We start from the raw sequence: 22,326 nt of genomic DNA on the forward strand, positions 1-22,326 counted from the left end.
GCGCCCAGACCGAGAACATTGCGATGAACCGCCCAACCATTACGCCATTGAGCACTGCCCTCGGCGCTCAGATCAGTGGGATCGATATCAGCCAGCCGCTGAGCCAGGAACATCGCACGACCATTGAGCAGGCCCTGCTCACGCATCAGGTGTTGTTCTTTCGCGACCAGCCGATCGACCCAACGCAACAAGCGCGTTTCGCCGCGTATTTTGGCGACCTGCACATTCACCCGATCTACCCCAACGTACCGGAGCAGCCCGAAGTATTGGTGCTCGACACCGCCGTCACCGATGTGCGCGACAACGCCGTGTGGCACACCGACGTGACCTTTCTCCCGACGCCGGCCATGGGCGCGGTGCTCAGCGCCAAACTGCTGCCGGCATTTGGCGGCGATACATTGTGGGCCAGTGGCATCGCGGCTTACGAAGCCTTGTCGGCGCCGTTGAGGCGCTTGCTGGAAGGCCTGACAGCGACCCACGATTTCACCCGGTCCTTTCCATTGGAACGGTTTGGCAGCACCACCGAAGACCTGGCGCGCTGGGAAGAGGGACGGCGAAAAAACCCACCGCTGTCCCATCCGGTGATCCGCACTCATCCGGTGAGCGGGCGACGGTCGCTGTTCGTCAATGAAGGCTTCACAACACGGATCAACGAGCTGTCGGAAACCGAAAGCGAGGTGATCCTGAAACTGCTCTTCGCCCACGCCACCCGCCCGGCGTTCACCCTGCGCTGGCGCTGGCAGGTCAACGACGTGGCGTTCTGGGACAACCGCGTCACCCAACACTTCGCCGTGGATGACTACCGCCCCGCCCGCCGAGTGATGCACCGGGCGACGGTGTTGGGGGATGTGCCGTTTTTTCAATAACTATCCCCGGAACGCTATCCAAGCCTTTGGGCACAGCTCATCCTTTAGCTGTACGAAAAACCAGTACCCACTTCCATAACGAATAAAAATAAAGTAAAAATCCGCTTACCGAACAGTGAGTGGTGAAAAGCATGGTCACAAAAGAGGAAATCCAAGGCTTCATCCGTGCGCAAGTCGATAGAGAGTTTTTTGATGAGCTTGGGATTTTGATTCCTCAGACCTTTCAAAAAGCTTCAAAGGAGGTGCAGGATCTACTAATCCATACTCCTCCTGAAGACCTGCGAGGTCACCTGCGTCATTCACTCGTTCAGGAAGCTTTGGCGGGGATGAAGCGGTGGAACCCGATAATCAAAACAACCGATCCTAAAGGACATAATTATGTCCTTTTGGAGCTGGGAAACTTACGCATCACGTCTGTCGTCCTACCTTGGCAAAAGGAGATTCGCACCGCGAAACACCGTAACGAATTGAAAACCTTGAACGAATCGTTAGCTTCTACTCAGATGGATTGGATTGACGGGCTGAAGCACACCGTTTCCGAACAATTGATCCATGCGCTTGTCGTAGTCCATGCACCACCTCCACGCTCAACGGATCAATCAGAGCCTCGAGCCATCATGATGGCTGTACCTTATTTTAACGGCAAAGGCTTCCATATGGATTGCACGTTCGAAGAGCTACTTCAAGGCTATTCTGATAATCAAGCAATAGCTCGAAAACCGATTGAACTGGTGAAATTGCGAGATAAGATGCGCCGCGCTGAAGAAATCGAAGACCGAGCTAACCATGAGCAAAATTCCAAGGAGTGAACCATGAGAACTGGAGTCGCGGGCTTCCAGTCCGAACGTCTCAAGCAGTTACGGCTCACGTTCGGCATCACCCAGACCGCCTTGGCCGAAATGGTGGGACGCGCACCTGGAAATATTTCTAAATGGGAGAATGGGCTACAGGTTCCTGAGGCCGATGCATTCCAACGGTTATGCGAAGTCTTTGGCGTCAGTGAGAACTGGTTACTCGAAAAGCAAATCGTAACGAGTGAAAGCACTCCGTTTTTCTTCCGATCGCAGGTAAGCGCCACCGCTAACGCAAGAGAGATAGCAGAAGTACGTCTGGAGTGGCTTCAAGACATCTCCTATAAGCTTCAGGAAAGCCTTGAGTTTGTCGCCGTTAACGTTCCACATTTGGAAGAAAGCAATTGCCTGTTGATTTCCGATCAGGAAATCGAGCGGATGGCTAGCGAATGTCGTCAAGCATGGGGATTGGGAGTTGCCCCCATACCCAATGTCGTTCAAGTGCTCGAAAACGCCGGCATCATCTGCGCTCGAACCACATTGGGCCACCTGAAAATGGACGGCGTGTCAAATTGGTACGAGCTGGATCAGCGGCCTTACATACTTCTTGTTGCGGACAAAGCGAACGGTATACGAAATCGATTCGACGCGGCTCATGAACTTGGGCATATCGTTCTCCATCGGTATATTTCCAAGGAGCAGTACGAGTCGAACTACACGTTGCTTGAGTCACAGGCACACCGATTTGCCAGCTCATTCCTGATGCCTGCAGAAAGCTTCGTTAGGGAGATTCGCTGGCCTACATTGGATACCTTGCTAGCTCTAAAGCCACGTTGGAAGGTCTCCGTGGCAGCGATGATTCGTAGATGCCTAGATCTAGAGATTATCAATGACACCACCACCACAAGATTGTGGAAAGCAAGGTCAGCTAGAGGATGGGTCAAAGGTGAGCCCATGGATGCTGATTTCGATTTTGAAAGACCTCAGTTAATTGCGCGGGGAGTGAAAATTCTCGTAGAAAACAAGGTTCTTTCCCGATCCCAAGTCAGACAGCTATTAGGACTGCCCCTGCCGACTCTTGAAAGTCTTTGTAGCTTGGACAAAGGATATTTCACCCTACCTGATCAATCGCAAGTCATTGAGATGCATCTTAGGAAAAGATCTGGACGGGATACGTTTTTCAGCGAAACGGCAGAAATACTTGGCTTTCCCAGCAAAAAAACACCTTAAATCATCACGGATAAACACCTCCGCCAGGAAGACAACTTATCCGTGATTCAGTCTAGACCTTACGAGAAAACTCACTCAGCCGACGAAGGTTTCTCCCAAAGATTGATGCCACCTTCCTGGGCAAACCGGTCGATTTGCGCCAGCTCTTCAGCGCTAAAGGTCAGGTTCTTCAACGCCCCGACGTTCTCGACGATCTGCTCCGGCCGGCTGGCGCCAATCAGGGCGGAAGTGACCCGGGGATCGCGCAAGGTCCAGGCCAGGGCCATTTGCGCCAGGCTTTGGCCGCGTCGCTGGGCGATTTCATTGAGGGCGCGCACGTGGGCGATGTTCTCCTCCGATAAATGCGCAGCCTGCAACGAGCCACCACCCGGACGATTGACCCGTGCGTCCGCTGGAATGCCCTTCAGGTATTTGTCAGTCAGCAGCCCTTGGGCCAGCGGAGTGAAGGCGATCACACCGGTGCCCAGTTCCTCCGTGGCGTCCAGCAGGTCTTTTTCCACCCAGCGGTTGAGCAGGTTGTAGGCCGGCTGGTGGATCAGCAGCGGGACTTTCCATTCCTTGAGCAACGCCGCCATTTCCCGGGTCTTCACCCCGGAATACGAGGAAATGCCAATGTACAACGCCTTGCCCTGCTGTACGGCAGTGGCCAATGCGCTGGCGGTTTCTTCCAGTGGGGTGTCGGGGTCGAAACGGTGGGAATAGAAGATGTCCACATAGTCCAGCCCCAGGCGTTGCAGGCTCTGGTCGAGGCTGGCGAGCACGTATTTGCGCGAGCCACCGCCCTGGCCGTATGGGCCCGGCCACATGTCCCAACCGGCCTTGCTGGAGATGATCAACTCATCGCGGTACTGCTGGAAATCTTCGCGCAGCAACCGGCCGAAATTGATCTCGGCGCTGCCGTAGGGCGGACCGTAGTTGTTGGCCAGGTCGAAGTGGTTGATGCCCAGGTCGAACGCCGTACGCAACAAGGCGCGCTGGGTATCGATGGGCGTGCTGTCGCCAAAGTTGTGCCACAACCCCAGCGACAACGCCGGCAGCACCAGCCCGCTGCGACCGACGCGGCGGTAAGGAATGGACTCGTAGCGGTTTTGCGCAGCGGTGTAGGTCATCGAAAAGGCTCTCTGTTCGGACGGCGGGTGACAGACGCTAACATTTCACAGACGCCTCGGTCAGGCTGAAAGTTCGCGCAAGGCCGCCGCCGCCAGAAAACCCGAACGCGAGCTATAACGCTGGTCCCGTCGCACGGTTTGGTCGATGCGCTCAAGCAATTGCTCGGGCAGCGTGGCGTTGAACCGCACTGACTTTCCGAAATAGGGCGTGACATCAAACTCAACCACCCCCCATATCCCCCCGGCGTATTGCGGATCGTCGAGATGATCGTCGATTTCATGGATCTGCGGCAGCGGTTCGCCGTCGGCTATCAAGCCTTCATAGTGCAACGAGAGCGCTTCTTTCACATTTTCGAATGCCTGGCTCACAGTACTTCCTGCGGAGAAACAACCCGGTACATCCGGGACCGTCACTCCGTAGTCGGAATCGGCATCCTTGTGCAGAACGACCGGAAATTTCATGTGGACGAATCCTTCCTTCAGATCCGGCAACCGCAGCAACCGGTCTGATAACAATGCATCCCCATCGGGGATTTCGTAATCGGTCATGGGCTTCATTTCAGGCCCGCCTGTTTCAATATGCTATTGATCGTGCCTCTGGGCAGATCGGCGTCAGGGGGCTTGATCGTCACCCTTCCAGCCTTGATGGAATGCTTGTACGGATGATGGCTACCCTTGACTGCCACCCGATACCAACCGTCCTCTTCGATCTTCCTGATCATTTCCCGACTTCGCATCACCTTTGCCTTATTCACAACTCTGCCGGAAAACTCTAGCTGCGAAAAAGACCCCAGATACACACAATACACACCCAGAAAAATATTAGTTCAACTCTCCAACCCATGCACCGCCCTCACCACTCGGTCATCGCGCCTGCGCAAACACCTCCGCCACCCAATCCACGAACACGCGGACCCGTGGCGACATGTGTCGGTTGTGGGGATAGAGCACCGACACCGGCATGGACGGTGGTGGGTTGGCGGTGAGGACTTCCTGGATCAGGCCCTGCCGAATCGGCTCTTCCATTCGGTAATGCGGACATTGGATCAAGCCCATGCCGGCGATGGCCGAGGCGGCGTAGATTTCGGCACCGGACACCGACAACGTGCCCCCGATCGGGACCTCCTTCAGTTCACCATCTACCATGAATTCGAACGGATAGAGTTTGGCGGTTGTCCGCGAGACGTAATTCACCGCCCGGTGATGCTTCAAGTCATCGAGACTCTTCGGCTCGCCGTACTGGCGCAGGTAACCGGGGCTGGCACAGGTGATCTGCCGGAGATTGGCGACACGTCGGCCGATCAATGACGAATCCGCCAGCGTACCGGAGCGCAGCACGCAATCGACGCCCTCGGCAATCAGGTCGACGAAACGATCCGCCTCGCTGATGAACAGTTCTATTTCAGGGTAGCGAGCCATGAACTGTGGTAACGCCGGAATCACGAAGTACCGGGCCTGGGTGCCATGCAAGTCCACCCTCAGCTTGCCTTTGGGCGCCACACCGCGAAACGCCAGTTCGGCCTCTTCAAGTTCAGCCAGCAATTGCACGCAGCGCGGGTAGTAGGCTTCGCCGTCGAGGGTCGGGCGCACCTTGCGGGTGCTGCGCTCCAACAAACGAACACCCAGCCAGGCTTCGAATTGATTGAGCGTATGGGTCAGCGTGGCCCGGGGCATATTCAAGTCTTCAGCGGCCAGGGTAAAGCTGCTGCGCTCGTATATGCGGACAAACACTCTCATCGCCTTGACCTGGTCCATCTGAATCCTGCCCGCCGATTGTTGGAAGATATTGAATAGTCAAGGCAACTCTCGTGTATTTATCGCCAAGAGTAAACATGTGAATCTGGCTCCAACGAATCACAACGCCTCAACAGCAAAGGAACCCTTCACATGACTGTTCAAAATTCGAAAGTGGCCATCGTGACCGGCGCCTCTCGCGGCATCGGCGCAGAGATTGCCAAGCAACTGGCCAGCGAAGGTTTCGCCGTCGCCATCAACTACGCCAACAGCGCCACCGAAGCCTCGAAACTGGTGGTGCAATTGCGTCAGGCTGGCCATCAGGCCATAGCGATCAAGGCGGACGTGTCGTCTGCCGCCGATGTCCGGCGGATGTTCGATGAAACCGAAGCGCAGCTGGGCAAGGTCGATGTGTTGATCAACAACGCCGGCATCCTCCAGGTCATGCCCCTGGCGCAGCACAGCGACGAGCTGTTCGAGCAGACGTTCGCCATCAACACCCGTGGCACCTTCAATACCCTGCGCGAGGCCGCGACCCGTTTGAATGACGGTGGCCGGATCGTGAATTTTTCCAGCAGCACCGTGGGCCTGAACCTGCCCGGCTACTCGGTGTACATTGCCAGCAAGGCCGCAGTGGAATCCCTGACCCAGGTGTTCGCCAAGGAATTGCGCGGTCGGCAAATCACGGTCAATGCCGTGGCTCCCGGCCCGGTCGCCACCGAGCTGTTCATGCACGGCAAGAGTGAGGAACAGGTGCAGCACTACGCCAAGATGCCGCCCTTGGAACGCCTCGGCCAGCCGCACGACATCGCCCGCATCATCACCTTCCTGGTGGGCCCGGACGCCGGGTGGGTGAACGGGCAGATCCTGCGGGCCAACGGCGGGCTCGTCTGAGGCTCAGGCCGATCAGCGCACCAAATGCAGGAACTGCAGGTGCCGCTCGTACTGGTCGAGGATGTCGTTGATGACTTGCTCCTTGGTGTAGCCCACCAGGTCGTAATCCTGGCTGCCTTCGCTCAAGTGCACTTCGGCACGGTAGTAACGACGGTTGTTGAGCTCCTTCGACCCCATGCCGCCGCGGGCGAAGGACGGCGTGAAGTAGCCGCGCATCTGCACCTGGTAGATGAACGGATGCTGCTCGCCGTGGCCGATCTCCAGGCTGACGTTGTCATTGACCGGATCGGGCTGGGTCACCACCGTCAGGCCCTTTTCGACGAACACTGCGGTCACTTCTTCAATGGCCGGGCGCACCGTGGTGTCGAGGAAACGGTACACCTCATCACGGGACGGAAAATGCACCGCCTGGCTCAAGCGCTGGCGCCAGCCGCCCGTACCCCGGCGCGAGCCCGACACCGGCGCCAGGGAATGCAATTGCGCGATCTGCTTCTGGGACTCCAGGTAGAACGCCTTGTGCAGGCCCCACATCATCAGCAGCAGAATCAACGAGAACGGCAAGGACGTCAGCACCACCGCCGACTTCAAGGCGTCGATGCTGCCGGAGAACAACAACGCACTGGTCACCAGGGCAGTCATCGCGCCCCAGAACACCCGCAACCACTTCGGCCCGTCCTCGTCGGGGTTGCCGCCCTTGGCCGACAACGTCGACAGCACCACGGTGCCCGAGTCGGCGGACGTGACGAAGAACACGAAGCTGATGAACACCGTGACCGCGATGACGGTCTTGCTCCAGGGATAGGTTTCCAGCAGCAGGTAAAGGCTCATCGATGGGTTTTCCAGGGCGGACATGCCCAGGGCACTCATGCCATGGTTCAGCACCTGGTCGATGGCGCTGTTGCCGAAGATCGACATCCACGCCAGGGTGAAACCCAGGGGAATCAGCAGCACGCCAAACACGAATTCGCGGATGGTGCGGCCACGGGAAATCCGTGCGATGAACAGCCCCACGAACGGCGACCACGCGATCCACCAGGCCCAGTAGAACACCGTCCAGCCGCCCAGCCAGTCGCTGGGTTTGTCATAGGCGTACAGGTCGAAACTTTTCATCGGCAAGGCGCCGAGGTAATCGCCGATGTTCTGGATCAGCGTGTTGAGCAAATGCTGGGTGGGCCCGGCGAACAGAACGAACAGCAACAAGGCACAGGCCAGCAGCATGTTGATGTCGGACATGACTCGCACGCCTTTGTCGACACCGGCCACGGCGACGATGATCGCTGCGCCCATCATCAGCACGATCAGGCCGACCTGGATCCATTGGGTATGGGCAACGCCGAACAGGTAATCGAGCCCGGAGTTGAGGTGCAACACACCAAAACCCATGTCCGCACCGAGGCCGAACACGGTCGCGATGATGCCAAAGCCGTCCACCGCATAGCCGATGGGGCCGTTGATGCGCTTGCCAATCAGCGGATACAACGCCGAGCGCAGGGCCAGCGGCAAATTGTGCCGGTAGGCGAAATACGCCAGGGCCATGCCGACGAACGCGAAAACGCCCCAGCCGTGCAGGCCCCAGTGCAAGAACAGGATCTGCATGGCCTGGCGCGCCGCCTCGGTGGTACCAGCCTCGCCCTGGGGCGGCTGCACCATGTGGGTCAGCGGCTCGGACACGCAGAAGAAAAACAGCGTGATGCTGATGCCGGCGGCGAACAGCATGCCGGCCCAGGACAGATAACTGAATTCGGGCTCGTCGTGATCGGCACCGAGCTTGATCTTGCCGTAGCCGGACAAGGCGGTGACCACCACGAAGACCAGATACAGCGTCATCGCGAGCATGTAGTACCAGCCGACCGTATTGGCCGCCCAGTTCTGCGCGGCCAGCAGCCAGGCGCCGGCCTGTGCGGGCATGGTAATCACCACCAGGCCGAACAGCAGGATGAAGGTCGCGGCGAAGTAAAAGACCGGCGGGTTCATGCGGACCAGGCCGCTGGGTGGCAGGGACGAAGCACTCATGGGCGAGGGCCCCCGGGCAGAGAAACAGCGAGGGTCGAAAACGGACTCGGCAAAAGCAAGCCTCCTTATTGTGAGCGGGCAGCAAACCGACGGTTTAACTTGAATGAACGTTCAAGTTAAACATGAATAGGCAGCTAAGGACTAATCGCAGGGCTCAACGGCGCGTTTCCTACGCAGGCCAGTGGGAGGATAGACGCTGCTTGGTGTGTATTCGTTCAGTGTTCAACAGACCACACACAAACCCTGTGGGAGCGAGCAGGCTCGCTCCCACAGGGTTTGGGGTGTTCATAAATCATGTGTCACTCCCTGTCCGTCGCCGGTTTACTTCCAAACAAATGATTGCCGGTTGCCCCTGAATATCCGCGTGCCTATAGTCCAGACATCTCCTACAACCAGTACGGACCCATGATCAAAGAACAGCTGTCTCGCTTTAACCGTCTCGACCTGCTCGGCCATCCGACACCGCTGGAAAAACTCGACCGCCTCTCCACCTGGCTCGGGCGGGACATCTATATCAAGCGTGACGACCTGACGCCCCTGGCCATGGGCGGCAACAAACTGCGCAAGCTCGAATACCTGGCCGCCGATGCCATCGCCCAAGGCGCCGATACCCTCATCACCGCCGGGGCGATCCAGTCCAACCATGTACGCCAGACCGCCGCCCTGGCCGCGAAACTGGGCCTGGGCTGCGTGGCCTTGCTGGAAAACCCCATCGGCACCGAAGACAGCAATTACCTGGGCAACGGCAACCGACTGCTGCTGGAATTGTTCGACGCCAAGGTCGAGCTGGTGGACAACCTGGACAACGCCGATGAGCAGCTACAGGCCCTCGCCGGGCGCCTGCGCAGCAACGGAAAAAAGCCCTATCTGGTGCCGATTGGCGGTTCGAACGCCTTGGGCGCGCTGGGGTATGTGCGCGCCGGCCTGGAACTGGCCGAGCAGATCAAGGACACCGGGATTGAATTCGCCGCCGTGGTACTGGCCTCGGGCAGTGCCGGCACCCACAGCGGCCTGGCACTGGCGTTGAGCGAAAGCCTGCCGGCACTACCGGTCATTGGCGTCACCGTTTCCCGCAGCGAGGAGGATCAGTTTCCGAAGGTCCAGGGCCTGGCCGAACGTACGGCAGCGTTGCTCGAGGTCGACCTTCCGGAAGCGTTCAAAGTGATCCTGTGGGACGAATATTTCGCCCCCCGCTACGGCGAACCCAACGCCGGGACACTGGCGGCGGTCAAGCTGCTGGCCAGCCAGGAAGGGCTGCTGCTCGATCCGGTCTACACCGGCAAGGCCATGGCCGGCCTGCTCGACGGCATGGGTCGCGACCGTTTCGACGAAGGCCCGATCATCTTCCTCCACACTGGTGGCGCACCGGCGTTGTTTGCCTATAACGCAGTCTTCTGAAGATAGAAAAGCCTTAATGTGGGAGCGAGCTTGCTCGCGATGAGGGTGTGTCAGTTGATTGGAATTGGGCTGATCCACTGCTATCGCGAGCAAGCTCGCTCCCACAGGGAAAAATTCAAAACAGGCATATAGAGTTGATTTAATATTATTTTCCAATCTATAAAAGCCATCCTATAGTCTCGCCGCAGGCGCATTTGCCGCGAGACGCCCAAACCGCTTTAAGGCAGGATGTGGCAATCTTTTCGGATCGCGGCTACGCCTTATCTCAGCCAAATAACCTCTTCATAAGAAAACACAGGGGCTTGTCATGAATTTTTCCGCATTACGTCGCAACCTGTTGGTAGGTTCGCTGGGCCTGGCATTGAGCGCCGGGCTGCTGGGGCAAGCGGTTGCCGGTGAGCAGCTGCAGAAAATCAAGGATGCCGGCGAAATCAAGATCGGCCTGGAAGGCACTTATCCACCGTTCAGTTTCGTTGATGACAGCGGCAAACTGACCGGCTTCGAAGTGGAGTTCTCCGAAGCCCTGGCCAAGGAACTGGGTGTGAAGGTCAAGCTGCAGACGACTCCATGGGCCGGCATTCTCGCGGCCCTGGAATCCAAGCGCCTGGACGCAGTGGTCAACCAGGTGACCATCTCCGAGGAACGTAAGAAAAAGTACGATTTCTCCGAGCCGTACACCGTTTCCGGGATTCAAGCGCTGGTACTGACCAAGAAAGCCGACGAGCTGAACATCAAGAAGGCCGCCGACCTGGACGGTAAAAAAGTCGGCGTGGGCCTGGGCACCAACTACGAACAGTGGGTCAAGGCAGAAGTACCGGGCGCCCAAGTCAAAACCTACGATGACGACCCCACCAAGTTCCAGGACCTGCGCGTCGGTCGTATCGACACCATCCTGATCGACCGCCTGGCCGCATTGGAATACGCCAAGAAAGCCAAGGACACCACCGTCACCAGCGAAGCCTTTTCTCGCCAGGAGTCCGGTATTGCCCTGCGCAAAGGCGAGCCTGAGCTGTTGGCAGCCGTGAACAAGGCCATCGAAAAACTTCGCGCCGAAGGTACGTTGAAAAAACTTTCGGAGAAATACTTCAGCGCTGACGTTACCCAATAATGGAAGCAGCTCTTCAACTCGCACTGGACTCCGCGCCCTTCCTGCTCAAGGGCGCGTATTACACGGTCTTCCTCAGCCTGGGCGGTATGTTTTTCGGCTTGCTGCTGGGGTTCGGCCTGGCGCTGATGCGCCTGTCGCGCTTCAAGCTGGTGAACTGGATCGCCCGCATCTACGTGTCGTTCTTTCGCGGTACGCCGTTGCTGGTGCAGTTGTTCGTGATCTATTACGGGTTGCCGCAACTGGGCATCGAGCTGGATCCGCTGCCCGCGGCCCTGATCGGTTTCTCGCTGAACATGGCTGCCTATGCGTGTGAAATCCTGCGGGCCGCCATCAGTTCCATCGAGCGCGGCCAGTGGGAAGCGGCGGCGAGTATCGGCATGACCCGCGCCCAGACCCTGCGCCGGGCCATCCTGCCGCAAGCGGCACGCACGGCCCTGCCACCGTTGGGCAACAGCTTCATTTCCCTGGTCAAGGACACCGCGCTGGCGGCGACCATCCAGGTGCCTGAGCTGTTCCGCCAGGCGCAGTTGATCACCGCGCGAACCTTCGAAATCTTCACCATGTACCTTGCCGCCGCGCTGATCTATTGGGTTCTTGCTACCGTGCTCTCGCACCTGCAGAACGTCCTGGAAGCACGGGTCAATCGGCATGACCAGGAGTCCTGACCCATGATTGTCGTGGAAAAACTGACAAAGCAGTTCAAGGGTCAGGTGGTGCTCAACGGCATCGACTTGAAGATCGAAGAAGGCGAAGTGGTTGCGATCATCGGCCCCAGCGGCTCGGGCAAGACCACCTTCCTGCGCTGCCTGAACTTCCTCGAAGAACCCAGCAGTGGCCGGATCAAGGTCGGCGACATCGAAATCGATGGCAGTCGCCCGCTGAACCAGCAACAGGGCCTGGTGCGCCGGTTGCGCCAGCAGGTGGGCTTCGTGTTCCAGAACTTCAACCTGTTTCCCCATCGCACCGCATTGGAAAATGTCACTGAAGGCCCGCAGGTGGTGAAGAAGATTCCTCGCACCGAAGCCGAAGCCCTGGGGCGCAAGCTGTTGGCCAAGGTCGGGCTGGCCGGCAAGGAGGACGCCTACCCACGGCGCCTTTCCGGCGGCCAGCAACAGCGCGTGGCGATTGCCCGGGCGTTGGCGATGGAGCCGGCGGTGATCCTGTTCGACGAGCCGACCTCGGCCCTGGATCCGGAACTGGTGGGCGAGGTGCTGGCAACCATTCGCGACTTGGCCGAAGAAAAACGCACCATGGTCATCGTGACCCACGAAATGGGCTTCGCCCGGGACGTGGCCAACCGCGTGGTGTTTTTCGACAAAGGCGTGATCGTCGAACAAGGCGAAGCCAAGGCCTTGTTTGCAGCTCCCAAGGAAGAACGCACGCGACAGTTCCTCAGCAAGTTCCTCTCCGCCGGTCACGGCGCTCAGTAAGTTATCGGCAGCGTCATCACTTCCAGGGATGGAAGTGAGGCACTTGCAACACTCTTCAAGATACTAGCGCCATAACTTTGCCATAAAGAAACAACTTGCAACTTGCGCCCTACTCAACATCCTCGACCGTTTTATGTGCGGCATGGATCTACCTCTCGTAACACTTCCCCTCAGCCCAAGCACTCCTCCTTTCTAGTCTCAAGACGCTCTTTCAAGCATTTTCCAGAAACCTGCGAGCCTGGGAAAAGGGCTTGTGATGCCGCGCATTATTAACATGGGTGCGTAGGACATTTCTGAAGCCCTTCACAATGAATTATTAAGCAAGTGCCTCTATTGACACTGAAACTATTGAGCCTTTATCTAGTGACCAACAAGCGATGCACATTATTTATTTTCTGCACAGTGACTAGGCGCAGCCTAGCCTATATGGCTGCACACATAAAATATGTCGCGATTAGTCATCGCCGTTGATCTTCCCGAAACGGACTTAGTTTTCAAGCATCAAGGAGAACACCATGACATGTAAGTCGAAGAGTCCTGAACTGGCCGCCCCCACCCTGGCCAACGCCCACCCTACCGGCATCAACATCGCCAACGCCGCTCACCTGGAGGTTGCCATTGCGCCCTACCCTGGTATGGACGCAGGTGACCTGATCGAACTGTTCTGGGACAACTGCTACGTCGGCTCGCGCTTGCTGTCGCAGGCCGATGTGCAAGACAGCGTCACCCTGCGAGTCCCGGAGAGTTTCATCGTCGATGGCACCTCGCGCATTCACTATCGGGTGATGCAGGTCGGGCGTGGGCCGGCGCTATCCGCCAGACAACGGGTACACGTGAAGCTCGATTGCCCCGGCGGGCAGCCGTCGGCCCTGAGCGGCGATGAAAACCAGGGCCTGGCGCCCGTGCGCATTCCCGGTACTATCCGACGCCAAGGGGTGAACCCCAACCAGATCAAGCGCGGCGTACCGCTGACCATCGAACCCTACCTGAACATGGCCGCCGGCGATGCCGTGACCCTGCGCTGGGGCGATGTGCGCATGGACCTGCCTGCCGTCACCGCCAGCGAGGTCGGCCAGCCAATCAATATCTGGGTTCCGCCGCAGATCATCCTGGAGGCAGGCGAAGACCTGCGCCTGGAAGTGACCTACTGCATCATCGATCGCGTAGGCAACAATTCCCTCTGGGCACCGCCGCGAACGCTGAAGATCGGTTGCGCCAATCCCTATCTGAAGAAGCCCTCGAAAGAGGCCCTCATGGCCGCCGAACCGCGACATCGAGCGCCTTGATACAGAGCGCTTTTGGTGGCGAGGGAGCGTGCTCCCGCTTGGGGGCGCAGCGCCCATCGGTAAAAGAAGGGTTGCTGCGCAACCCAGCGGGAGCAAGCTCCCTCGCCACAGAGGACTCCTTCCAATTGAATCCAACCTATACATATTCCTAAAAGTTAGTTCAAAAATAATTTATACACGCTTAGGGTATATACACCGGACCACCGGACATTCTTGATTTTGACTCGCCGCATTTATCGCGGCGTTTTCCGAAAAGATGTGAGGTGGGTATGGAACGGAACACAATCACCCCAGTGCAATACGCCAAGGCACTGCCTGCAGCCACGGAGTGGCTGTAATGTCGGATCTGGCGCAAGCAAAAGTCCAGAGCGACCTGGACATCGCACCACTGTTGTTGCCCGCACAGGTGTTGCGCAACGATGCCGAGGCCATCAAAGCCGCCCATGAACTGGCGCAGGTCGCCCGTCAGCAGGCCGCGCGTCGTGACCAGCAACGCAAGCTGCCCTGGGCAGAAATCGAGCAATTCACCCGCAGCGGACTGGGCAGCATTGCCATTCCCCGGGCATACGGCGGTCCGCAGGTTTCGTTCGTCACCCTGGCCGACGTGTTCGCGATCATTTCCGCCGCTGACCCGGCCCTTGGGCAGATCCCGCAGAACCAGTTCGGCGTGCTCCAGCTGATTCTCGGCACCGGCACCGAACGGCAGAAAAAAATCCTCTTGCAGAGCGTGCTCGAAGGCTGGCGCATCGGCAACGCCGGGCCGGAACGCGGTACTCGCAATACCCTTGAGCTCAAGGCTCGGATCACCACTGACGGTGACGGGTTTGTCATCAATGGTCAGAAGTTCTATTCCACCGGCGCGCTGTTTGCCCATTGGGTCGCGGTCAAGGCGTTGAATGACGAGGGCCGCCAGGTGCTGGCATTCGTACGGCGCGGCACCCCGGGCCTGCGGATCGTCGACGACTGGTCAGGATTCGGCCAGCGCACCACCGCCAGCGGCACCGTGCTGCTGAACAATGTGCGGGTGGATGCCGAGTTGGTCCTGGATAACTGGCGCATCAACGAAACACCCGGCGTGCAAGGTGCGATTTCCCAACTGATCCAGGCCGCCATCGATGCGGGTATCGCCCGTGGCGCCATCGATGATGCCATCGCTTTTGTGCGTGAACGGGCTCGTCCCTGGATCGACGCCAAGGTCGACCGAGCCAGTGACGATCTCTACGTGATCGCCGACATTGGCAAACTGAAAATCGAACTGCACGCCGCCGAAGCCTTGCTGCGCAAGGCCGGACAGGTGCTGGACCAGGTCAGTGCCGCCCCCATCACGGCGCAATCTGCCGCCCGCGCCTCGATTGCCGTGGCCGAGGCCAAAGTGCTCACCACCGAAATCGCCCTGCACGCCAGCGAAAAACTCTTCGAACTGGCCGGCAGCCGCGCCACCCTCGCCGAATTCAACCTCGATCGCCACTGGCGCAACGCACGGGTCCACACCCTGCACGACCCGGTGCGCTGGAAGTATCACGCGGTAGGCGCCTACCACCTGAACGGCACCTTGCCGGCCCGCCATTCCTGGATCTGACGACCCGACCTCTGGAGCAGCACATGACGCTTTCTCAACACGTCGCGGTGATCACCAGCGATGAACAAGCCCTGATCGTGGCCAGCGACCTGGCCGATGACCTCAAGCGCGACAGCGCCCTGCGCGACCGCGAGCGCCGTTTGCCGTACCCGGAACTGGAGGCCTTCTCCCGCTCGGGCCTGTGGGGTATCAGCGTGCCCACGGCCTATGGCGGTGCCGGTGTGTCCAACGTCACCCTGGCCAAAGTCATTGCGCTGATTTCCCAGGCCGACAGCTCGCTGGGGCAGATTCCGCAAAATCATTTCTATGCCCTGGAAGTGCTACGGGTAAACGGCACTGAAGCGCAAAAACAACGCCTCTACGCCGAAGTGCTCGCCGGCCAGCGCTTTGGTAACGCCCTGGCCGAACTTGGCACCAAGACTGCCCATGATCGCATCACCCAACTGCGCCGCGACGGCGAGGGCTATCGCATCAACGGTCGCAAGTTCTACGCTACGGGCGCGATCTACGCCCAGCGCATCCCCACGTCAGTGGTGGACGAAAACGGTGTGCAACAACTGGCGTTCGTCCCTCGCAGCAGCCAAGGCCTGACGGTGATCGACGACTGGAGCGGTTTTGGCCAGCGCACCACGGGCAGTGGTTCGGTGGTGTTCGAAGACGTTTATGTCGCCGCCGCCGACATCGTACCCTTCCAGAGCGCCTTCGAACGTCCCACACCGGTAGGGCCGCTGGCGCAGATTCTTCACGCCGCTATCGACACCGGCATCGCCCGCGCCGCCTACGAAGACGCCCTGCATTTTGTCCGCAATAAAACCCGCCCCTGGATCGACGCCACCAGCGACGTCGCCACCGAAGACCCGCACACCCTCAAGAGTTTCGGCCAACTGAGCATCCGCCTGCATGCCGCCGAAGCCCTGTTGGAACGCGCCGGTGAATTCCTCGACCGGGCCCAGGCCGACACCCGGGCCGACACGGTCGCCGCCGCCTCGATTGCCGTGGCCGAGGCCCGTGCCATCAGCACCGAAATATCCCTGGCCGCCAGCAGCACGCTGTTCGAATTGGCCGGCAGCCAGGCGACCCTGGCCGAACATGGCCTCGACCGCCACTGGCGCAACGCCCGGGTGCACACCCTGCATGACCCGGTGCGCTGGAAATACCATGCGGTGGGCAACTTCTACCTCAACGATGAAAAACCGCCGCTGCGGGGGACTATCTGATGGCTCCCGGCAAGAAAAAGATCCTGCTCAACGCGTTCAACATGAACTGCATCGGGCACATCAATCACGGCCTGTGGACTCATCCCCAGGACACGTCGACCCAGTTCAACACGATCGAATACTGGACCGCCCTGGCGCAATTGCTCGAACGCGGATTGTTCGACGGGCTGTTCATCGCCGACATCGTCGGGGTCTATGACGTGTACCAACAGTCGGTGGACGTCACGCTCAAGGAGTCGATCCAGCTGCCGGTCAACGACCCGTTGCTGCTGGTCTCGGCAATGGCCGCCGTCACGAAGAACCTCGGCTTCGGCCTCACCGCCAACCTCACCTACGAACCGCCGTACCTGTTTGCCCGACGCATGAGCACCCTCGACCACCTGAGCCGCGGCCGGGTCGGCTGGAACATCGTCACCGGCTACCTGGACAGCGCCGCCAAGGCCATGGGCCTGACCGCGCAGGTCGAGCATGACCGCCGCTACGACCAGGCCGACGAGTACCTGCAAGTGCTCTACAAACTCTGGGAAGGCAGCTGGGAAAACGACGCGGTACTCAACGATCGCCAGCGGCGGATCTATGCGCAGCCGGAGAAAGTGCACAAGGTCCGGCATCAGGGCGAGTTCTATCAGGTCGAGGGTTATCACCTGTGCGAACCCTCGCCCCAGCGCACGCCGGTGCTGTTCCAAGCCGGCAGTTCCGAGCGCGGCCTGCTGTTCGCCGGACGGCATGCCGAGTGCGTGTTCATCAGCGGCCAGAACAAACCGGCGACCAAGACCCAGGTGGACAAGGTCCGCGCCAGCGCTGTCGAGGCCGGGCGCAACCCCGGGGACATCAAGGTGTTCATGGGCCTGAACGTGATCGTCGGCGAGACCGAAGCGGCTGCCTGGGCCAAGCATGCCGAGTACCTGAGCTATGCCAGCGCCGAGGCCGGCGTGGCGCATTTTTCCGCGTCGACGGGCATCGATTTTTCCCAGTACGAACTGGACGAACCGATCCAGTACGTCAAGAGCAACGCCATCCAGTCAGCCACCAAGACCTTGCAGAACAACGACTGGACCCGGCGCAAATTGCTCGAACAACACGCCTTGGGCGGTCGCTACATCACGGTGGTCGGCTCGCCCGAACAGGTGGCCGACGAACTGGAATCCTGGATCGCTGAAACCGGCCTCGATGGTTTCAACCTGACCCGCATCGTCACGCCGCAAAGCTACGTGGACTTCATCGACCTGGTGATTCCCGAACTGCAGCGGCGCGGCGCGTACAAGACCGAATACGACAACGGGACCTTGCGGGAAAAGCTGTTTCGCGCGGGGGCTCATCTACCTGAACAACACACCGGCTCAACCTACCGACACTGACCCTGTGGCGAGGGAGCTTGCTCCCGCCCGACTGCGAAGCAGGCGCCCTGCCGGCGAGGTTTCAACCGACAGACCGAGCGGACTGGTTTGGGGCCGCTTCGCGGCCCAGCGGGAGCAAGCTCCCTCGCCACACAAGCACATGGCTCAATTAATCAATGACTGGAATATCCGACATGACCCAGCAACTCCTGACCCTGCCAGTCAAAGCACTGGCCCTGGCCCTCGGCCTGTTCAGCTCGGCACTGTTTGCCGCCGACGCACCGTTGAAAATCGGCACCACCGCCGCGTTCGCCATTCCCCTGGAGGCCGCCGTGGAAGAGGCCAGCAAGCAAGGCCTGAAGGTCGAACTGGTGGAGTTCAGCGACTGGATAGCGCCCAACGTCAGCCTGGCCTCCGGCGACATCGACGTGAATTACTTCCAGCACATCCCGTTCCTGGAAAACGCCAAGGCCGCCGCCGGGTTCGATCTGGTGCCCTTTGCACCGGGGATCATCAACAACGTCGGCCTCTATTCGAAAAAATACAAAAGCTTCGACGAGCTCCCGGAAGGCGCCAGCGTCGCCATTGCCAACGACCCGATCAACAGCGGTCGCGGCCTGCAACTGTTGGCCAAGGCCGGGCTGATCAGCCTCAAGCCGGGCGTCGGCTACAAGGCCACCGAAGACGATATCGTCGCCAACCCGAAGAAACTCAAGATCCTGCAGGTCGAAGCCGTGCAACTGGTGCGTGCTTATGAAGACGCCGACCTGGTGCAGGGTTATCCCGCCTACATCCGCCTGGCCAAGACTTTCGATGCCAGCTCTGCCTTGCTGTTCGACGGCCTCGATCACAAGGAATACGTGATTCAGTTCGTGATCCAGCCCAAGAGCAAGAACGATCCACGGCTGATCAAGTTCGTCGACATCTATCAGCACTCGCCTGCCGTGCGAGCGGCCCTGGACAAGGCCCACGGCAAGCTCTACCAACCCGGCTGGGAAAGCTGACATGAACGCCGTCAATGCTCGACTTCGACAAGAAGCCCCCCCGCCCAGAAGCGCCAAACACACCGAACTGCATCCAGAGCTCAACCGTGCCCACGTGCGCTTTATCGGCCTGGGCAAGACCTACAACGGCGCCCAGGGGCCGGTGGCCGCGCTGCAAGGCATCGACCTGGCGATCCAGCGCGGCGAAGTGTTCGGCATCATCGGCCGCAGCGGCGCTGGCAAATCGTCACTGATCCGCACCATCAACCGCCTCGAACAACCCACCAGTGGCCGGGTGCTGATCGATCAGATAGACATCGGCGAGTTCGATGAAGACCGCCTGGTGGACCTGCGTCGGCGCATCGGCATGATCTTCCAGCACTTCAACCTGATGTCGGCCAAGACCGTGTGGCAGAACGTCGAGCTGCCGCTGAAAGTCGCCGGCGTGCCCAAGGAGGAGCGCCAGCAGAAAGTTCGTGAGCTGTTGGAGCTGGTGGGTTTGCAGGGCAAGCACAAGGCCTACCCGGCGCAACTCTCGGGCGGACAGAAGCAGCGCGTCGGGATCGCCCGGGCGCTGGTCCATGATCCGCAGATCCTGCTCTGCGACGAGGCTACCTCGGCCCTGGACCCGGAAACCACTCAATCGATCCTCGGTTTGCTGCGAGAGATCAATCAGCGACTGGGCCTGACCATCGTGTTGATCACCCATGAAATGGCGGTGATTCGCGAGGTGTGTGACCGCGTGGTGGTCCTCGAGCAAGGTCGGATCGTCGAGCAGGGTCCGATCTGGGAAGTGTTCGGTAACCCGCAACACGACGTCAGTCGAACACTGCTGGCCCCCCTGCAACACGCCATACCTGAAGAACTGCAAAGCCGCTTGCAGGCCCTGCCAGCATCGGCGGATGCCGCTACCGTGCTGCGCCTGCAATTCACCGGTACAGATCGCGAGGAACCGGATCTTGCCGCCTTGTTCAGCGCCCTCGGTGGTCGGGTGCGCTTGCTGCACGGCGGCATCGAACGGATTCAGGGTCACGGGCTGGGGCAATTACTGCTGGCCGTGAGCGGTTCGTCATGGGGCGCCGAGGAACTGCGCCAACGTGCGGGCAATTGGGCGCAACGGGTGGAGGTGCTGGGTTATGTGGTTTGATCGGTTATTGCAGGGTTTCATCGACACCTTCCTGATGGTCGGCGTGTCGTCGTTGATCGCGTTGCTGGCGGGCATTCCGTTGGCGGTGATTCTGGTCACCAGTGACAAGGGTGGGATCTATGAAGCGCCCGCCCTGAACCGCGTCCTGGGCGCGTTCGTGAACCTGTTCCGCTCGATACCGTTCCTGATCCTGATGGTGGCGCTGATTCCGTTCACGCGACTGGTTGTCGGCACCACGTACGGCGTTTGGGCCGCGGTGGTTCCCCTGACCATCGCCGCCACCCCGTTCTTCGCCCGCATCGCTGAAGTCAGTTTGCGGGAGGTCGACCATGGCCTGATCGAAGCGGCCCAGGCCATGGGGTGCCGACGCTGGCACATTGTCTGGCATGTGCTGCTGCCCGAAGCACGGCCGGGCATCGTCGGCGGTTTTACCATCACACTGGTGACCATGATCAACTCCTCGGCGATGGCCGGGGCAATCGGCGCTGGCGGCCTGGGGGACATCGCCTACCGCTATGGTTACCAGCGTTTCGACAGCCAGATCATGCTCACGGTGATCGTGTTGCTGGTGGCATTGGTGGCGTTGATTCAACTCGGTGGGGATCGGTTGGCGCGGGGCTTGAACAAGCGCTGACCTGAGCGATCAATGATCTTGCGGTATAGTCGGCTCACGCTCCCCCATTCCAAGCCAGCGACCATGAAACACACCCCCGACGACCTGCAAACCATCACCGCCACGACCCTGGGCCATTACAACGCGGTCGCCGACAGCTTCCGCGAAGGCACTCGCGATCACGACGTCAGCCAGAACATCGACGCGTTGCTGCGACACATTCAGGCCCAGGCACCGTTGCACATCCTGGACTTCGGCTGCGGCCCCGGACGAGACCTGCGCACGTTCACCGCCATGGGCCATGTGGCGGTGGGCCTCGATGGCTCAGCGGAATTTGCCCGGATGGCGCGCCAGGACAGCGGGTGCGAAGTGTGGCAACAGGACTTTTTGAAACTCGACCTGCCGGCTGAACGCTTCGACGGGATCTTTGCCAACGCCGTGCTGTTTCATATCCCGGTCCAGGAACTGCCTCGGGTGCTGAAACAACTGCATGCGACGCTCAAGCCCAGCGGCGTGCTGTTCAGCTCCAACCCACGGGGCGAAAACCAGGAGGGCTGGAACGGCCAGCGCTTCGGCGCTTATCACGACCTCGCGGCCTGGCGCACGCTGCTTGGCGACGCAGGCTTCGTGGAACTGGAGCATTACTACCGACCGGCTGGGCTGCCGCGCGAGCAACAGCCTTGGTTGGCGAGTGTCTGGCGCAAGTCTTGAGGACAGGCCTGTTTGGCCAGGGTGAGCGGTAACCATGTCCCCCGGTCCAAACAGAACCCTGTGGCGAGGGAGCTTGCTCCCGCTCGGCGGCGCAGCCGTCGTAAAACCGGATGACACGGTCTGCCTGGAGTCTTGCGTTATCCCGATTGGGGCTGCTTCGCAGCCCAGCGGGAGCAAGCTCCCTCGCCACAAAGTGTCGCGTTGAATCCAAGCCTCAATTGTTTTCCGCTGGCTGTTTTTCCAACCACTTCTGCGACAACCGCTCCAGCCTTCCATCCTCCTTGATACGTGTCAGGGCGTTGTCCAGGCTGGCCTTGAACGCCGGGTTGCCCTTCTGGAACGGAATCACCAGGCTCGGCGCCGGGTCGCTCTTTTTTTCGGGCTGGAACGACTGCGCCATGACCAGCGGGCGTGGCGTCTGCTCCTTGCTCGCCAGCAATTGTGCATCCGGCTGACTGTAAACAGCGCTGGTGTCGAAACGTTCCACCAGTTCCGGGGTCATTGCTATGTGGTTGATGGCGACGTCGTACTTGCCGCTCTCCACCCCGCTCATCAGGTCCCCGGCATCAGTGACCACGAAGTCGGGGCGTACATCGAGCTCACTGGCAAGCATTTCGCCCAGCTCCACTTCGAAACCAGTGAGTTTGCCGTCTTCCTTGAAGTTGAAGGGCGCGGCGTTGGCCTCAAGGGCAATGCGCAGTTCGCCACGGTCATTGATGTCATCGATCAGTTCGGCATGAGCCAGGGGACTCAAAAGGGGTAGCAGGCAGATCAGGCCAGGCAGAAAGCGCATGGTCACTCCTTTGTATTTATACAAGCGACGCTCGTTTCAGGCTCGCTTTGCTATGGTTGTTGCAGGCTTCGACAACGATTGGTCATG

The 22,326-nt window shown here is 59.6% G+C and carries 22 protein-coding genes; 16 read left to right on the forward strand and 6 right to left on the reverse strand.

Going from position 1 to position 22,326, the window contains the following annotated elements; all coding sequences use genetic code 11:
• Positions 1-23: 23 nt before the first annotated feature.
• From tauD to V7773_RS26635, 3 genes are all read left to right on the forward strand, one after another.
• A complete protein-coding gene (gene tauD, locus V7773_RS26625; protein WP_336076113.1) occupies positions 24-866 on the forward strand; it encodes a taurine dioxygenase in 843 nt (280 codons plus the stop codon).
• Between the two features lie 131 nt (positions 867-997).
• Positions 998-1,675 carry a hypothetical protein gene (locus V7773_RS26630; RefSeq protein ID WP_072342685.1) on the forward strand — a complete coding sequence of 226 codons (678 nt, stop codon included), beginning with the start codon at positions 998-1,000 and terminating at the stop codon, positions 1,673-1,675.
• 3 nt (positions 1,676-1,678) lie between these two features.
• Complete coding sequence (locus V7773_RS26635) at positions 1,679-2,887, forward strand: helix-turn-helix domain-containing protein (protein WP_072342682.1); 1,209 nt, start codon at positions 1,679-1,681, stop codon at positions 2,885-2,887.
• Between the two features lie 71 nt (positions 2,888-2,958).
• Here the strand turns inward: V7773_RS26635 and mgrA are convergent, their stop codons facing one another.
• The 4 genes from mgrA to V7773_RS26655 form a co-directional block, all read right to left on the reverse strand.
• A complete protein-coding gene (gene mgrA, locus V7773_RS26640) occupies positions 2,959-3,996 on the reverse strand; it encodes an L-glyceraldehyde 3-phosphate reductase (protein ID WP_336076114.1) in 1,038 nt (345 codons plus the stop codon).
• Positions 3,997-4,056: 60 nt separating this feature from the next.
• Positions 4,057-4,458, reverse strand: coding sequence for a type II toxin-antitoxin system HicB family antitoxin (locus V7773_RS26645; RefSeq protein ID WP_063325186.1), 402 nt, complete (start codon positions 4,456-4,458; stop codon positions 4,057-4,059).
• Between the two features lie 92 nt (positions 4,459-4,550).
• Positions 4,551-4,733, reverse strand: a complete 183-nt coding sequence (locus V7773_RS26650) for a type II toxin-antitoxin system HicA family toxin (RefSeq protein ID WP_063323425.1) — start codon at positions 4,731-4,733, stop codon at positions 4,551-4,553.
• 127 nt (positions 4,734-4,860) lie between these two features.
• Positions 4,861-5,751 carry a LysR family transcriptional regulator gene (locus V7773_RS26655; protein WP_336076115.1) on the reverse strand — a complete coding sequence of 297 codons (891 nt, stop codon included), beginning with the start codon at positions 5,749-5,751 and terminating at the stop codon, positions 4,861-4,863.
• A gap of 132 nt (positions 5,752-5,883) precedes the next feature.
• On the opposite strand from V7773_RS26655, the gene V7773_RS26660 reads away from it, so the two are divergent.
• The gene (locus V7773_RS26660) at positions 5,884-6,624 is read left to right on the forward strand and encodes an SDR family oxidoreductase (protein ID WP_072342672.1); all 741 of its coding nucleotides are present in this window, start codon (positions 5,884-5,886) and stop codon (positions 6,622-6,624) included.
• Between the two features lie 12 nt (positions 6,625-6,636).
• Here the strand turns inward: V7773_RS26660 and betT are convergent, their stop codons facing one another.
• Positions 6,637-8,598 carry a choline transporter BetT gene (gene betT / locus V7773_RS26665; protein WP_336076126.1) on the reverse strand — a complete coding sequence of 654 codons (1,962 nt, stop codon included), beginning with the start codon at positions 8,596-8,598 and terminating at the stop codon, positions 6,637-6,639.
• Positions 8,599-9,042: 444 nt separating this feature from the next.
• Between betT and V7773_RS26670 the strand changes: the two genes are divergently transcribed.
• From V7773_RS26670 to V7773_RS26725, 12 genes are all read left to right on the forward strand, one after another.
• Positions 9,043-10,035 (forward strand): D-cysteine desulfhydrase, encoded by a 993-nt coding sequence (locus V7773_RS26670; protein ID WP_092345397.1) that lies wholly within the window; start codon positions 9,043-9,045, stop codon positions 10,033-10,035.
• A gap of 307 nt (positions 10,036-10,342) precedes the next feature.
• On the forward strand, positions 10,343-11,143 hold the full coding sequence (gene tcyJ, locus V7773_RS26675; protein ID WP_336076116.1) for a cystine ABC transporter substrate-binding protein: 801 nt from the start codon (positions 10,343-10,345) through the stop codon (positions 11,141-11,143).
• Positions 11,143-11,808 carry a cystine ABC transporter permease gene (tcyL, locus tag V7773_RS26680; RefSeq protein WP_063323430.1) on the forward strand — a complete coding sequence of 222 codons (666 nt, stop codon included), beginning with the start codon at positions 11,143-11,145 and terminating at the stop codon, positions 11,806-11,808. Before tcyJ ends, tcyL begins: the two co-directional genes overlap by 1 nt.
• Positions 11,809-11,811: 3 nt before the next feature.
• Positions 11,812-12,573 (forward strand): L-cystine ABC transporter ATP-binding protein TcyN, encoded by a 762-nt coding sequence (gene tcyN / locus V7773_RS26685; protein ID WP_063323431.1) that lies wholly within the window; start codon positions 11,812-11,814, stop codon positions 12,571-12,573.
• A 515-nt stretch (positions 12,574-13,088) separates the two neighbouring features.
• Positions 13,089-13,859, forward strand: a complete 771-nt coding sequence (locus V7773_RS26690) for a hypothetical protein (RefSeq protein ID WP_092146578.1) — start codon at positions 13,089-13,091, stop codon at positions 13,857-13,859.
• A 337-nt stretch (positions 13,860-14,196) separates the two neighbouring features.
• Positions 14,197-15,438, forward strand: coding sequence for an SfnB family sulfur acquisition oxidoreductase (locus V7773_RS26695; RefSeq protein WP_336076117.1), 1,242 nt, complete (start codon positions 14,197-14,199; stop codon positions 15,436-15,438).
• 23 nt (positions 15,439-15,461) lie between these two features.
• Positions 15,462-16,655: an SfnB family sulfur acquisition oxidoreductase gene (locus V7773_RS26700; protein ID WP_336076118.1), complete on the forward strand. Its 1,194-nt coding sequence runs from the start codon at positions 15,462-15,464 to the stop codon at positions 16,653-16,655.
• Complete coding sequence (locus V7773_RS26705; RefSeq protein ID WP_336076119.1) at positions 16,655-18,013, forward strand: LLM class flavin-dependent oxidoreductase; 1,359 nt, start codon at positions 16,655-16,657, stop codon at positions 18,011-18,013. Before V7773_RS26700 ends, V7773_RS26705 begins: the two co-directional genes overlap by 1 nt.
• 173 nt (positions 18,014-18,186) lie before the next feature.
• Positions 18,187-18,996 carry a MetQ/NlpA family ABC transporter substrate-binding protein gene (locus tag V7773_RS26710; protein WP_063323436.1) on the forward strand — a complete coding sequence of 270 codons (810 nt, stop codon included), beginning with the start codon at positions 18,187-18,189 and terminating at the stop codon, positions 18,994-18,996.
• A gap of 1 nt (position 18,997) precedes the next feature.
• A complete protein-coding gene (locus tag V7773_RS26715; RefSeq protein ID WP_336076120.1) occupies positions 18,998-20,122 on the forward strand; it encodes a methionine ABC transporter ATP-binding protein in 1,125 nt (374 codons plus the stop codon).
• A complete protein-coding gene (locus tag V7773_RS26720) occupies positions 20,112-20,756 on the forward strand; it encodes a methionine ABC transporter permease (RefSeq protein ID WP_336076121.1) in 645 nt (214 codons plus the stop codon). Before V7773_RS26715 ends, V7773_RS26720 begins: the two co-directional genes overlap by 11 nt.
• Before the next feature lie 63 nt (positions 20,757-20,819).
• Complete coding sequence (locus V7773_RS26725; protein WP_336076122.1) at positions 20,820-21,446, forward strand: class I SAM-dependent methyltransferase; 627 nt, start codon at positions 20,820-20,822, stop codon at positions 21,444-21,446.
• 214 nt (positions 21,447-21,660) lie between these two features.
• Here V7773_RS26725 and V7773_RS26730 read toward each other — a convergent pair whose 3' ends face one another.
• Positions 21,661-22,239 carry a transporter substrate-binding domain-containing protein gene (locus V7773_RS26730; RefSeq protein WP_092146591.1) on the reverse strand — a complete coding sequence of 193 codons (579 nt, stop codon included), beginning with the start codon at positions 22,237-22,239 and terminating at the stop codon, positions 21,661-21,663.
• Positions 22,240-22,326: the final 87 nt, after the last annotated feature.

It is taken from the genome of Pseudomonas sp. 3JA, assembly GCF_036961705.1.
In the GTDB taxonomy this organism is placed as follows: domain Bacteria; phylum Pseudomonadota; class Gammaproteobacteria; order Pseudomonadales; family Pseudomonadaceae; genus Aquipseudomonas; species Aquipseudomonas fluorescens_Q.